The 13,010-nt window shown below is 69.3% G+C and carries 15 protein-coding genes; 6 read left to right on the top strand and 9 right to left on the bottom strand.

What is annotated here, in order from left to right; all coding sequences use genetic code 11:
• Nucleotides 1–55 precede the first annotated feature (55 nt).
• The 3 genes from D1409_RS06310 to D1409_RS06300 form a co-directional block, all read right to left on the bottom strand.
• A complete protein-coding gene (locus tag D1409_RS06310) occupies nucleotides 56–1,045 on the bottom strand; it encodes a ring-cleaving dioxygenase (protein ID WP_123535223.1) in 990 nt (329 codons plus the stop codon).
• A 529-nt stretch (nucleotides 1,046–1,574) separates the two neighbouring features.
• Nucleotides 1,575–2,090, bottom strand: coding sequence for a redoxin domain-containing protein (locus D1409_RS06305; RefSeq protein WP_123535221.1), 516 nt, complete (start codon nucleotides 2,088–2,090; stop codon nucleotides 1,575–1,577).
• Complete coding sequence (locus D1409_RS06300) at nucleotides 2,090–2,359, bottom strand: glutathione S-transferase N-terminal domain-containing protein (protein WP_123535219.1); 270 nt, start codon at nucleotides 2,357–2,359, stop codon at nucleotides 2,090–2,092. The genes D1409_RS06305 and D1409_RS06300 overlap by 1 nt, the downstream gene beginning before the upstream one ends.
• Nucleotides 2,360–2,447: 88 nt before the next feature.
• Between D1409_RS06300 and D1409_RS06295 the strand changes: the two genes are divergently transcribed.
• Together D1409_RS06295 and D1409_RS06290 are read left to right on the top strand one after the other, a co-directional pair.
• Entirely contained in the window at nucleotides 2,448–3,023 is a 576-nt protein-coding gene (locus tag D1409_RS06295; protein ID WP_123535217.1) for a type IV pilin, read from the top strand.
• 161 nt (nucleotides 3,024–3,184) lie between these two features.
• The gene (locus D1409_RS06290) at nucleotides 3,185–4,594 is read left to right on the top strand and encodes a hemolysin family protein (RefSeq protein WP_123535215.1); all 1,410 of its coding nucleotides are present in this window, start codon (nucleotides 3,185–3,187) and stop codon (nucleotides 4,592–4,594) included.
• Nucleotides 4,595–4,723: 129 nt separating this feature from the next.
• Here the strand turns inward: D1409_RS06290 and D1409_RS06285 are convergent, their stop codons facing one another.
• The 3 genes from D1409_RS06285 to hisB form a co-directional block, all read right to left on the bottom strand.
• Nucleotides 4,724–5,341 carry an IMPACT family protein gene (locus tag D1409_RS06285; protein WP_123535213.1) on the bottom strand — a complete coding sequence of 206 codons (618 nt, stop codon included), beginning with the start codon at nucleotides 5,339–5,341 and terminating at the stop codon, nucleotides 4,724–4,726.
• 149 nt (nucleotides 5,342–5,490) lie between these two features.
• Nucleotides 5,491–5,979 (bottom strand): amino acid-binding protein, encoded by a 489-nt coding sequence (locus D1409_RS06280; protein ID WP_123535954.1) that lies wholly within the window; start codon nucleotides 5,977–5,979, stop codon nucleotides 5,491–5,493.
• A gap of 86 nt (nucleotides 5,980–6,065) precedes the next feature.
• Entirely contained in the window at nucleotides 6,066–6,653 is a 588-nt protein-coding gene (gene hisB, locus D1409_RS06275; protein ID WP_123535211.1) for an imidazoleglycerol-phosphate dehydratase HisB, read from the bottom strand.
• Between the two features lie 181 nt (nucleotides 6,654–6,834).
• On the opposite strand from hisB, the gene D1409_RS24345 reads away from it, so the two are divergent.
• Nucleotides 6,835–7,008, top strand: coding sequence for a hypothetical protein (locus tag D1409_RS24345; protein WP_164471584.1), 174 nt, complete (start codon nucleotides 6,835–6,837; stop codon nucleotides 7,006–7,008).
• An 11-nt stretch (nucleotides 7,009–7,019) separates the two neighbouring features.
• On the opposite strand, the gene D1409_RS06270 is transcribed toward D1409_RS24345, so the two are convergent.
• Nucleotides 7,020–8,324, bottom strand: a complete 1,305-nt coding sequence (locus tag D1409_RS06270) for an MFS transporter (RefSeq protein WP_235853520.1) — start codon at nucleotides 8,322–8,324, stop codon at nucleotides 7,020–7,022.
• Between the two features lie 105 nt (nucleotides 8,325–8,429).
• Between D1409_RS06270 and D1409_RS06265 the strand changes: the two genes are divergently transcribed.
• Complete coding sequence (locus tag D1409_RS06265) at nucleotides 8,430–9,509, top strand: TrmB family transcriptional regulator (RefSeq protein WP_123535209.1); 1,080 nt, start codon at nucleotides 8,430–8,432, stop codon at nucleotides 9,507–9,509.
• Between the two features lie 6 nt (nucleotides 9,510–9,515).
• Here the strand turns inward: D1409_RS06265 and D1409_RS06260 are convergent, their stop codons facing one another.
• Nucleotides 9,516–9,782 carry a hypothetical protein gene (locus tag D1409_RS06260; RefSeq protein WP_123535207.1) on the bottom strand — a complete coding sequence of 89 codons (267 nt, stop codon included), beginning with the start codon at nucleotides 9,780–9,782 and terminating at the stop codon, nucleotides 9,516–9,518.
• 159 nt (nucleotides 9,783–9,941) lie between these two features.
• Here D1409_RS06260 and D1409_RS06255 point away from each other — a divergent pair, with 159 nt between their 5' ends.
• Nucleotides 9,942–10,739, top strand: a complete 798-nt coding sequence (locus D1409_RS06255) for a hypothetical protein (protein WP_123535205.1) — start codon at nucleotides 9,942–9,944, stop codon at nucleotides 10,737–10,739.
• Between the two features lie 19 nt (nucleotides 10,740–10,758).
• Here D1409_RS06255 and hisA read toward each other — a convergent pair whose 3' ends face one another.
• Nucleotides 10,759–11,478 carry a 1-(5-phosphoribosyl)-5-[(5-phosphoribosylamino)methylideneamino]imidazole-4-carboxamide isomerase gene (gene hisA, locus D1409_RS06250; protein WP_123535203.1) on the bottom strand — a complete coding sequence of 240 codons (720 nt, stop codon included), beginning with the start codon at nucleotides 11,476–11,478 and terminating at the stop codon, nucleotides 10,759–10,761.
• A 171-nt stretch (nucleotides 11,479–11,649) separates the two neighbouring features.
• Between hisA and D1409_RS06245 the strand changes: the two genes are divergently transcribed.
• Entirely contained in the window at nucleotides 11,650–12,849 is a 1,200-nt protein-coding gene (locus tag D1409_RS06245; RefSeq protein WP_123535201.1) for an inorganic phosphate transporter, read from the top strand.
• The last annotated feature ends 161 nt before the right edge of the window (nucleotides 12,850–13,010 follow it).

The following is a 13,010-nucleotide window of genomic DNA, read 5'->3' as shown; positions in this document are numbered from 1 at the left end:
CGGTGATTCGGCCGAGTCCCGCAGTCAGTCGTCGGCGTCGGCCGTTCGCGTCGGCTCAGTCGTCGGCGTCGGCCGTCTCGGCCCGCGGGATCGTCACGTCAGTCAGTTGCGCCTCGATCTGCTCGCGCTGGTTCTCGAACTTCCCGGGGAGGACGAGCCGTTCGCCCAGTTCGTCGAGCGGTTCGTCGCTGGTGTAGCCCGGGCCGCTCGTCGCGAACTCGAAGAGGACGCCGCCGTGCTCGCGGACGTACACCGAGCGGAACCAGTGGCGGTCGATCTGCTGTGTCGGGTTGAGCCCCTCCAGTCGGACGGCCTTGCGCATCGCCTCCTGGTCCTCGTCGGTCGGCGTCTGGAACGCGACGTGGTGGACCGTCCCGTGTCCCTGCCGCCCGCCCTGGATGGTCGGCAGCACGTCGACGTACTTGCCCACCTCGCCCGTCGCGGCGAAGCGCGTGCGTTCGTCGCCCGGCGTGTCACCCTCCGCCTCCTCGGTGCCGACCCGCTCCAGCCCCATCGTCTCCAGCAGTTCCTCGGTGGGCTGGGGGTCGGCCAGCCAGAGCGTCACGGAGTGGAACCCGCGGATGGCCGACTCCTCGGGGACGAACTCCGTCCACGGCTCGGTCGGGTCGTCGTCGGGAATCGCCACTCCGACCAGTTCCACGGGGAGCCCGTCCGGGTCGCGGAACGGAAGGACCGTCTCGCCGAAGCGCTCGACGCGGTCGTCGTAGTCCACGCCGTAGTCGTCGAACCGGTCCTCCCAGTAGTCCAGACTGCCCTCCGGGACGCGGAAGGCGGTCCGCGAGACCTGCCCGGAGCCGACCTTCCCCTGGGTCATGCCCTCCCACGGGAAGAACGTCATGCTCGTTCCGGGGTTGCCCTCCGCGTCGGCGAAGAAGAAGTGGTACGTCCCCGAGTCGTCCTGGTTGATGGAGCGCTTGACGAGTCTGAGACCGAGTGTTTCGACCCAGAAGTCGATGTTCTCCTGCGGGTCGCCCGCGATACACGTCACGTGATGGATACCCGGCGTCGGTGTAACGTCTGCCATTGACTCTCCGTATGGACTGCTTCTACTTGAATAGGCGCTGACATCGATGTAACCGGTCCTCGGCGGTGTCACTGCGTGTGTCGGCGGTTCTGGCTCGGCCGGGATCGGCGGACGACGATACCCCTCGACTGGATCGCTATGAGTCGTCTCGACCGCAGTCGACAACAGTCGACGAAAGCCCTCGACCCGCTCGCGGTCGCTGAACGGCATATCCTCGCTCGCTTCGCTCGCTCGGATAGGGGCCGTTCAGGCGACTGAACTGAACGCGAGCGAGCCTCGCCCTTTCAGTCCGCCAGGGAACTACCGTAGCACCGCATGGCACCGCAGACGGCCTCACACCTCCCCAGCCGATTCGCTCGGTCGCTTCGCTCCCTCACTCATCCACCGGAAGACTCCCTCCGGTCGTCTTCCGAGCCTTCGCTCGTTCCACTCGCGAAGACCTCGCACGACTACTGTCGCGCGCATGAAAGCGCGCTCCAGCGCGCGCCAGAAACCGATTACAGGTCCATCGATACGCTCCCGAAACCGCCTACAGGCCTTCGATCACGTCGCCGACTTCGTCGTAGTCGGGGAAGTCGGGCCACTCGTCGGCGACCCAGGCGTACTGGACGACGCGCTCCTCGTCGAGGGCGAAGATGGCGGGTCTGGGCTCCGAGATGCCGCTCATGCCGTCGAGGTCGTTGACGATGTCGAACTGCTCGGCGACGCCGTTGGCGGGGTCGGAGTAGAGTCGCGCGTCGACGCCGCGCTCGTCGAGGAGCGTCTCGTGCTCGTACGGCGTGGAGATGGAGACGCCGACGACCTCGCAGTTGTCGACCTCGGTCCATCCCCGGTCCCGGATCTCGTTCCAGATGTACGTCGCGGGGAACGCGCCGTCCATCGGGTGGAAGACGAGCACGACGGGCCCGTCGTCGGTCAACTCCGAGAGGGAGACGTCCTCCCAGTACTCGTCGTTGACCAGCGGGCGCTCGAAGTCGGGGACGCGGTCGCCTTCCTCGGGGTGGTCGGTGTCGGGGAGGTCGACGACGTCGAAGGGGAGGTCCATCAGGCACCCCCCATGCCGCGCTCGCCGTAGGTGGCGTCGAGGTACTCGACGATGTTGGCGCTCTCGGACATCGTGACGCCGGTGGACTCGTCGACGATGGCGGGCACCGTGCGCTTGCCGGTGAGGCGCTGGACCACGTTGCGGTCGCTATGCATCGGTTCGACGAAGCGCGAGCGGTAGTCGAGGTCGTACTCCTCGAGTTTGCGGGTGACCCGCTCGCAGAACGGGCACGCCTGCAATCGGTAGAACGTGATGTCTGGGTCGCTCATCTCGCCGAACGTACGGCCATCAGCCGTGTAAGCGCTTCGCCGCAGACGCTCCCGAGGTTTAAGTCCGAAGGAGCGACCACCCCGGCGCGTGACCGAGCGCCGTCCGCACGGGAGCCCACCGACTGGTCGCCAGCGCCGCCGCTCGAACCGCGCGACGAGCCCCGTCGTCGGCTGTGTCGTCCTCGTCGGGCTGACGGTCCTGCTGGCGTCGGTGGCGGTCGCGGCCGTCGGAATCGACGGCGCTCGCCCGGAGTCGACGCCGCAGGCCCACCTGAGTGCGGAGCTCTCCGCGACCGACGGCTGGCCCGACGGTCAGCGACTCCGCCTCGTCCACGAGGCGGGGGACACGCTCGCGGTCGCGGATCTCGCGGTCGTCGTCGAGGTAGAGCGAACCGGCGAGGCGACGAGGGCGCGCGAGTTCCCGACGCGACGGCTCACCGACGACCACGTCCGCGGTGCGGACCTGTTCGACCGGACGTACGCGGGCGTCGACGGCGAACTCGACGCCGCCCACACCGACGGTCGGTGGGAGAGCGGGGAAGCCGCGTCGGTGCGGATCGCCCAGCGGGCGGTCGACCTGCGGTCGGGCGACCGCGCGACCGTCCGCGTGATCCACCGTTCGAGCAACGGTCAGATCGCCCAGATCGAGGTGCAGGCGTCGTGAGGACGCCGTTGGTCACGGGGTCCGTGTCGCGTCGTATGGGACCGACTCACGAGCGAGGCCTCGCACGCGGCAGAGAGGCCGCGAATCCCGAAGACGGCCGACGGACGGGGAGGTCCGGTATGGCAAGCCTTAATTCCGCCGCCCGACAAATCTCGCCGTCGATGCTCACACCGGCAGTGGCGTGGCCGCAGCTGGCGCCCGTTGCACAGCAGGAGCTCAACGTCTACGGCTATCTGGTCCCGAAGAGTGCCATCGCGACCGCCGGAGTGCTCGTTATCGTCGTCCTGATCGGGCTCTCGGCGTTTTTCTCCTCCTCGGAGATCGCGATGTTCTCGCTGCCGGCCCACCGCGTCGAGGCGCTCGTCGAGGACGGCCGCCGCGGCGCGCGCACGCTCAAGGGACTCAAGGCCGACCCCCACCGACTGCTCGTGACGATCCTCGTCGGGAACAACCTCGTCAACATCGCGATGTCCTCCATCGCGACGGGGCTGTTCGGTCTCTACCTGCGACAGGGCCAGGCGGTCGTCGCCGCGACCTTCGGGATCACCGCCATCGTCCTGCTGTTCGGCGAGAGCGCGCCCAAGTCCTACGCCGTCGAGAACACCGAGTCCTGGGCACTGCGTATCTCACGGCCGCTCAAGGCCTCCGAGGCGCTCCTGCTCCCGCTGATCGTCCTGTTCGACTACCTCACGCGGGTCGTCAACAAGATCACCGGTGGTCGCTCGGCCATCGAGTCCTCGTACGTCACCCGCGAGGAGATTCAGGATATCATCGAGACGGGCGAGCGGGAGGGCGTCCTCGACGAGGAGGAGCGCGAGATGCTCCAGCGCACCCTCCGGTTCAACAACACGATCGTCAAAGAGGTGATGACGCCGCGCCTGGACATGGACGCCATCTCCACGGACGCGACCATCTCGGAGGCCATCGAGCAGTGCATCCACAGCGGCCACGCGCGCCTGCCGGTGTACGAGGGCAGTCTGGACAACGTCATCGGGATCGTCCACATCCGCGATCTGGTCCGCGACCTGAACTACGGCGAGACCGAGGACGGCGACCTCGAACTCGAAGACATCATCGAGCCCACGCTGCACGTCCCCGAGTCGAAGAACGTCGACGACCTGCTGGCCGAGATGCGCAACGAACGGCTCCACATGGTCATCGTCATCGACGAGTTCGGAACGACCGAGGGGCTCGTCACCATGGAGGACCTCACCGAGGAGATCGTCGGCGAGATCCTCGAGGGCGGCGAGGAAGAGCCCATCGAGTACGTCGGCGACGACACCGTCGTCGTCAAGGGCGAGGTCAACATCGAGGAGGTCAACGAGGCCCTCGAGATCGACATCCCCGAGGGCGAGGAGTTCGAGACCATCGCGGGGTTCATCTTCAACCTCGCCGGCCGCCTCGTCGAGGAGGGCGAAGTGATCGACTACGACGGCGTCGAGATCACCGTCGAAAGCGTCGAGAACACCCGGATCATGAAAGCCCGCGTCACCCGCACCGAGGACTACGACCCCGACGACACCCCCGACGAAGAGGTCGAAGCCGACACCGGCGAAGCCCAGCCCGAGTGACGCAGTACGGCTCCGACTCGCCCCGCTTGTGACCTCGTCGCAAACGCCTTCGTTTCGACTGGAGATCCGACCGAGAGCGACGGGATCGGTGCTCGCCTGTCCGTCCGGGTTCCACGTCAGCCGCGCTCGCTACTCGATGTCGGCGCGGCCGCTGGTGGCGCTGCGTATCCGGTCGCGGAGGGCGGCGCCGTCGGCGACGGGCACGCGCACGTCGAAGGCGACGCGCTCGGCGTAGTCGGCGTCGAACTCGACGCCTTCGCTCTCCAGGATCCCGCGGACGGTGCCCGAGTCGTCGTACGCGACGGTCACCGAGAACGTCTCGTGGGGGCGCTCGGTGGTCGTCCCGGCGGCGTCGAGGCCGTCCTTGACCGCCCGGGAGTACGAGCGGGCGAGCCCGCCGACGCCGAGGTTCGTCCCGCCGTAGTAGCGGGTGACGACGGCGACGACGTTCTCCACGTCCTCCTGCTGGAGCACGTTCAGTGCCGGGTCGCCGGCGGACCCGGAGGGTTCGCCGTCGTCGCTGGCCCACTCGCGGAAGGGGTCGGCGCGGACGCGGTAGGCCGGGACGTTGTGCGTCGCGTCGTCGTACTCCGCGCGGACGGATTCGACGAAGGACTCGGCGTCTTCGACCGTCCGGGCGGGGGCGACGTGGCCGATGAACTCCGAGCCGCGGACCTCGAACCGCGCCTCGCCGCGGCCGGCGACGGTCCGGTATGGCTCGTCGGTCGTGCCGGGCTCGTCTGTCACACCCGGACGTTCGGACGGCCCGGTCTTAGGTCCCACCGTCGCCGTCCGTCTCGTACCCCTCGGTCGACGGGGCGGTCATCTCGTCGTCCCCGACGCTGACCGCGAGCGTCGCCTCGTCGGTCGTCGGTGGCTGCGCGTCCTCGCTGGCGTCACCGCAACTCGATCTTGTGGACGAACCCCATCGCGCGGATCTCGTTGAGGAGGTCGCCCGGAATTTCGCCGTCGGTGATGACGTAGAGCTTGGGCTCGTCGGTGAACTCGGGGTCCTCGCTGATGGTCTGGCGGATGGAGATGTCCCGGTCGGCGATAGCGCCCGTGACGGTGGCGACGATGCCCGATTCCTCGGCGTCGCGGACGGTGATCGCCAGCGCCGTCAGGTCGAGCACCGGCGCGAGATCCATCAGGCTCGGGATGGCGGAGATGTTCTGGAAGATCCGGCGCAGCTGGTCGTCGGCGAGGATGGCGTCGGTCGTCGAGTCGACGACGCGGCGGTCGACGCCCACCTCGCGGGCGATGCCGGTGTTGGGGATCTCGATGCCGCCCGAGACGACCCGCCCCTCGTCGTTGACGGAGAAGCCGCGTTCGAGGAGGAGGCGGATGACCGCCTGCTGGCTGGGTGAGTCGGCGAACTTCTCCATGATCGCGTCGAAGGTGGCGGTCTCGGCGCTCGCCCCGCCGCCGTTTCCGTCGGTGTCGTCCCCGGCGTCGAGCTCGTCGTCGGCCATTATAGCTCGCCTTTCGTGCTCGCCACGTCGCTCCGGCGCTCGTCGATCCGCGTGGCGTCGTCGAGCGCGCGAGCCAGTCCCTTGAACAGCGCCTCGACCTCGTGGTGGGCGTTCTCCCCCTCGACGCCGGCGTGGAGGGTGAGCCCGGTGTTCATCGCCAGCGAGCGCAGGAAGTGCTGGGCCATGTGGCTGGTCATGCCGCCGACCTCGCTCTGTGAGAATTCGCCGTCGAACTCGAAGTGTGGGCGACCACTCACGTCGACGACGACGCTGGCGACGGCCTCGTCGAGCGGGACCGTCCGGTCGGCGAAGCGAACGATACCGCGCTTCTCGCCCAGTGCCTCGGTGAACGCCTCGCCGATTGTGATCGCCACGTCCTCGACGGTGTGGTGGTCGTCTATCTCCAGGTCGCCGTCGCACTGGACTGTGAGGTCGAACAGCCCGTGGGTGGCGAAGGCGCCGAGCATGTGGTCGAAGAAGCCGACGCCCGTCTCGACGGTTGCGTCGCCGTCGCCGTCGACGTCCAGCGTCACCTCTATCGCCGTCTCGGCGGTCTCTCGGGTTACCGCCGCCGTCCGCGTTGTCATGTCTCGACCAAGCACACCCGCGTATTTGGCCGTTGTGTTCGTTCGCCTCGTCGCGCGACCGCCGCCGGCCGTTCGCCGTCCCCGACCGCCGCTCTCACACCCACTGGACGACCGCACGTCTGACGCGCGTCAGCCGCTCGTCTGCCCGGCCTTTTTGTCTGGTTGGGGCGATGACACGAGTATGGACCGACACTGGACGCTCGACGTCGTGGCGCTGTCGGGGATCCTCGCCGGGTTCGTCCTCTTCACGGCCGGCGAAACAGTCCCGCTGGCGGGCGTGGTCGCCGCCGCCGGCGCCTTCGCGCTCGTCCTCCCCGAGTTCGTCGGGTCCGGTCGTCGGGCCAGTCCCCGCTGACGCCCGCGTTTTCAGTCGTCGACGGCCGTCGAGCCGCCGGTCTCGCTGGCGAGTCGGCGTCCCTCAGCCACCCGTGCGAGTGAGACGACGCCCAGCGCGGCGACCACGGGGACGAGGAGCAGGCGCATCGCCGTCGCGGCGTCGGCCCCGCCGACGACGACGCCCATGAGCGCGGGCACGCCGCCGACCGAGATCGAGGAAACCGCCGACGCGAGGGCGTTCACCGGGCCGCTGTGTTCCGGGACGGCGTCGGTCGCGTAGGCCATCATCGTCGGGAACACGCCGGAGACGAGCAGGCCGATGACGACGACGCCCGCCAGCACGACCGGGCCCTCGGCGACGAAGAAGGTGAACGCGAACGCCGGGACGAGCAGGCCGAGCACGCCCATCAGGAGCGTGAGCGGTCCCAGCCGGTCGGTCAGCGCGCCGCAGGCGAATCGGCCGGGGATGTAGGCGACGAGCATGGCCGTCAGCGTCAGCTCCGCCCACCCGGCCGGGAGTTCGGCCCGCGCGTAGTAGGGGAGCCAGGTGAACAGGCCGCCCTCGACGCCGGTCACGAAAAAGAGGGCGGCGAGCAGGGCGAGCACCTCGGGTCGGCGGACCAGTTCGGCCAGACCCGCACGGGTGAGCGGCTCCTCGTTCGACTCGACCGCGGGCGCACGGAGCGACCGGAAGACGACGGCGAGGGCGAGCACGCCGACGCCGACCGCGCCGTAGACGAGCCGCCACGATCCCGCTCGGAGCGCGAGCACGACGGCCAGTGGCCCGAGCGCGGCGCCGACCGCCCAGGTCGCGTCGTAGCGGTTGTACACGCGCCCGCGCTGGTTCGGATAGAAGTGGCTGAGGAGCGGCCGGTCGAGCGCGCGGAACACCCCGACGGCCGCGCCCTGGACGACGAGCGCGCCGAGGAACACGGGAAAGGAGGGAGCCAGCCCCATCGCGATGAGCGCGCCCGCCGTCAGGAACGCGCCGCCGGCGATGAACCGCCGCGCGTCGACACGACCCGCGCTCGACCCGACGACGAGGATGACCAGCAGGTAGCCGGCCGTCCCCGCGGGCGCGACGAGTCCGAGTTGCCACTCCGGGACGGTGAAATACCCTCCCAGCGTCGGTAACACCGCGCCGCGGACCTGCATCACCGCGCCCGTACACGCCATCATCAGGAAGATGGCGACCGTCCACAGCCGTCGGTTGCGGGCGTCCGCCGCGGCCGAACCGTCGCCGTCGGTGTCGTCGCTCGGTGGCGCGCCACCGCCGGTGTCACCACTCGGGGGCGGGCCGTCTGCCCCTTCGCCGTCCGCCGCTGGCCCGCTCACTGGGCGTCCTCCCGCGTCACGTACCACTCGCTCGTCGGTTGCATGGCTCCCCGTACCGGACCGTATCGGAAAACGCTTTTGTAGATAGTCCAAGAAAGCTCGCCAATGAGCGAGGAGCGGATCAGGGAGCATCTGGCGGCCTTCGGGCTCTCGTCGACGGAGATAGAGACGTACCTGGCGGTGTTGCGACGCGGACGGGCGACGACGGGGGACGTGGCCGCCGCCGCGGACGTGTCACAGGGTTACGTGTACGACGTGGCCGAGACGCTCGTGGACCGCGGGCTGGTGACCGTCGACGAGAGCGCCACGCCGACCGTCCTGCGCGCCCGGCCGGCCGCCGAGGCGGTCGCGGAGCTGTCGACGCGGCTCTCGGACCTCCAGTCGGCCGTCGAGGACGCCTACAGCGAACCGGCGGCGACCGACGTGGGCTTCGAAGTCGTGCGTTCGCGTCAGACCGTCGAGCGGCGCGCGAAGCGGTTCCTCGCGGACGCGACCCACGAGGCGTTCGTCGTCGTCCCCGCGACCTCCTTCGGCGACCTGAAACCGGCGATGGCCGGGGCGGTCGACCGCGGCGTGTTCGTCTACTGCATGCTCGTCGCGCCGGACACCGACGTGGTCGCCGACGCCGTCGCCGACTTCGGCGAGTACGCCCACGTCGTCCGCACCTGGGAGGCCCGGCCGCAGGTGATCGTCCTCCGGGACGCTCGCGCCGGGCTGGTCGGGTCCCACGGTGTGCTCACCGGCCGCCACGGGGACGAGTACGCCGTCTCCTTCGGCCAGCCGGAGGTCGCCAACGGTTTCTACGGGAATATGGTCAGCAACGTCTGGCCGATGGGCGACCTGCGCCACGTCTCGGACCCGCCCGAACTCCCGGCGACCTTCGAGTACTTCCGCAACGGCGTCACGACCGCCGCCCAGCAGCTCGCGGCCGACCGCGACCTCGTCGCCGACGTGACCGTCGCAGACACCGGGAGCGACCACGACCACGAACTCGACCTCGACGGCGTCCCCGTCCTGGAGGCCAAACAGGGGCTCGTCCCGCCCGTCACGAGCGACTTCCCCGTCGAGAACGCGCTGGTCGTCGAGGCCGAGAGCGGTCCCGTCAGCATCGGCGGCGACTCCCCCGGCTTCGACCCCTACTTCGAGGCGTTCGCCGCCCGCCGAATCACGCTGCGAGAGGCGTAGCGCTCCTCAGGCGGCCGCGTCGCGCTCGTCCTCCGTTTCGTCCTCCGTCGCTCGCTTGGCGACTCGGTCCAGCCCGAGCGTCGCGAGAAAGCAGACGAATCCGACGTACAGCAGGGAACTCGGTTCGGTCACGAGTCGACTCACGACACTGTTCCCGTATCCGAGGACGGTCCCGAGAAATCCGAGCGTCGAGGTGGTCCACCCCAGCCCCGCGACGCCGGCGAGTTGGTCGGCGAAATCGGTGTCCAGCGATGCGATCTGCTTCAGGCCCATGGGCGTCCACTCCGCGCTCCCGGTATAGTGGTTCACTTTTCGTGAGTATCCGGTTCGCAGGAATCCGAAAACCGCCCGTACCCGGTCGGTATACGTACCCTACCTGATGGTATCCTGCGCGTATCGGCACCACAGTGCACTTGTCAACGGAGATGGGACATGTGCGTGGAACCCGTGTCGTCGATCCGCCACGTCCTCCTGGTCGCGCTCGTCCTCCTCGCCGGGTGTCAGGCCGTCGGGACCGGATCCACGCCGATCGACACCCCAGCCAGGACGGTGATCGAACCGCCGTACCCTCCGACGTCGGACCTCGACGGGGACGGGCTCGCGGCGTGTCAGGAGCACGCGCTGGATGGGGCCGACCCGGGCCGGATGGACGTGTTCGTCGAGATCGACTGGACGACCGGTGCGAAACCCGACCCGGAAGACCTCGACCGCCTGCGTGCGGTCTACGACGGGGCGCCGGTCCACAACCCGGCCGGCGAGACGGGGGTCGCCCTGCATCTCGCGTTCGACGACGCGCTCCCGGCTCGCGAGCGGCCGCTGCCCGTCGAGAACCACTCCGACTACGCGGCGCGACACTTCGACAACGACGGTCGCGGGTCACACTACGCGCTGTTCGTGGACGAGATCCGCGGGGACGCCCTCGGACACGGAGAGAACGGAACGCTGGTCGTCCAGAGCGGTGTTCCCGACCGGTCCGAGCGGTTCACGACCCAGCTGTTCGCCCACGAACTGGGGCACTCGCTGGGGCTGACGCCGGATGTCTTCGCCGGGATCGACAGCTGGGACACGCCGATCGAGCAGTACCCGAGCGTCATGAACGGGGAGGTCGCCCGACAGACGGACGCGCTCGACTTCTCGAACGGGTCGAACGGCCCCGGCGACTTCGACGACTGGGAGTACCTCGACGGGAACCTCCACGATCCGGACGCGAGCCGGTTGGGCGGGTGCTGAGTCGGGTAGGAGGACGCGCTCAGACGGCCTCGATCGCTTCTTCGAGCGTGAACTCGCCCTCGTAGAGGGCGCTCCCGACGACGACGGCGCTGGCGCCGGCCGCCTTCAGGGCGCGCACGTCGTCCAGCGTCGCCACGCCCCCGCTGGCGACCACAGGGATGTCGACGGCGTCGACGACCCGCTCGACGGGGTCGGTTCGGACTCCCTCCAGTTGGCCCTCGACGTCCACGTCGGTGAAGAGGATCCCGCCCGCACCGAGTTCCTCGTAGCGTTCGGCGGCCTCGGCGGGGTCGAGCCCGGTGCCCTCGGTCCACCCGGAGACGACGACCTCGCCGTCTTTCGCGTCGAGGCTCACGAGGACGGTTCCGGGGTACTCCTCGCTGATCTCGGCGACGATGTCGGGGTTCTCGACGGCGGCCGTGCCGAGGATGACGCGGTCGAGTCCCGCGTCGAGGAGCGCGGTCGCGTCCGCGACGGTGCGGATGCCGCCGCCGAGTTGCGTGTCCACGTCGACGCTCTCGACGACGGCTTCGATGGCGTCGGCGTTGGCTCGCTCGCCCTCGAACGCCCCGTCGAGGTCGACGAGATGGAGCGTGCGCGCGCCCTGTTCGACCCAGCGCGCTGCGGCCTCGACCGGATCGCCGTACTGTTTGCCGGTGCCGCGCTCGCCGCCGACCAGTTGGACGACCTGCCCGTCCTGTACGTCGACGGCGGGCACGACTTCGAACTCGGAGAACATACCCGCCGATGCGCGAGCGGGGGCGGAAAGCGTGTCGATCGGTCGAGAACCGCCCGCCGCCTCCCCGTTTCCGGGACAGCCTCGTCGTCCGATCGATACCGAGACGGCAGACGACGCTCACGCCCCTGCCGCTGTCGGTACATTTTACGTATCGGTGGTCGAGACACCGGTATGGTCGAAGCGCTCCTCCTCGTTGGCCTGTTCGTCGCCGTCTTCGTCGGGTTCAACATCGGGGGCTCCTCGACGGGCGTTGCCTTCGGGCCGGCGGTCGGGAGCGACACAATCTCGAAGGTCACGGCGGCGGCGCTGATGACGATATTCGCGCTGCTGGGCGGCTGGACGGTCGGGCGAGAGGTCGTCGACACGCTCGGGAGCGACATCGTCACGACGACGTTCACGCTGGAGATCAGCATCGGCGTCCTCTTCTTCATCGGACTCGCGCTCTTCCTCTCGAACATCGCGGGGGTCCCGGCCTCGACGTCGATGACGGCCGTCGGGTCGATGGCGGGACTCGGGCTGGCCCGCGGGACGCTCAACTGGGCGGAGATGGGCCAGATCGTCACCTGGTGGCTCGTCTCGCCCGTCCTCGCGTTCTGGGTCAGCGCGGTCGTCGGCCGCTACTACTACCCGCGACTGGTCGAGTGGTTCGCGGTCACCCAGACCGAGGGGTCCCTGCTCGTCCTCGACCGCTCCGGGGCGGTCCCCCGACCGACGCTCGGCCCGAACACGACCCGTCGAGAGCTCGTCGGGACGCTCTCGGTCGTCGGGATCGGCTGTTACATGGCGTTCTCCGCGGGCGCGTCGAACGTCGCCAACGCCGTCGCGCCGCTGGTCGGCAGCGACTCGCTGGGGATGAACCCCGCGCTCCTGCTGGGCGGCGGCGCCATCGGGCTGGGCGCGTTCACGATCGCCCGGCGGACGATGGACACCGTCGGCAACGACCTCACCGAACTCCCGCTGCTGGCCGCGCTGGTCGTCGCCGCCGTCAGTTCGACGATCGTCACCGGCCTCTCGGCGCTGGGCGTGCCCGCGAGCTTCGTCATCATCGCGACGATGAGCATCGTCGGGCTGGGCTGGGGCCGCGCGACGCGGACGGTCACGCTCTCGGACGCCCGGCAGGGCGACGCGCCGGAGGTGTCGGTCGGCGCGCTGGCCGCCGACGCGCCCGACGAGACGACGGTCGGCGGCGAGGGCGGAACGCCGGACCCGATCGACTCCCCGGACATCGGCGACGAGGAGAGCGACGACATCCCGCGTGCCGCCGACCTGTTCGAACCGGAGACGACCGCGCGCGTCATCTTCCTCCAGAACGTCGTCCCCGCGATCGCGACCGTCGCGTCGTTCCTCCTGTTCAGGTTCGTCCCGCTGTGATCAGCGCACCCGCCCGGGTCCGCTCCGTCTGTGATCGAGTCCCCGAACGTGTGCGGACGTACGTCCACCGAGACCGGATCTCGGCTAGGAGATCACGCGTTTCACGCCGAGCGGTGGTAACGGAAACAGCAAGGTCTAACAGTCAGGAAGGCGAACCTCGC

It is taken from the genome of Halosimplex salinum (assembly GCF_003730195.1).
Classification (GTDB): domain Archaea; phylum Halobacteriota; class Halobacteria; order Halobacteriales; family Haloarculaceae; genus Halosimplex; species Halosimplex salinum.
Note: the sequence above shows the minus strand (reverse complement) of the source record. Positions and strands in the feature narration are given on the sequence as shown.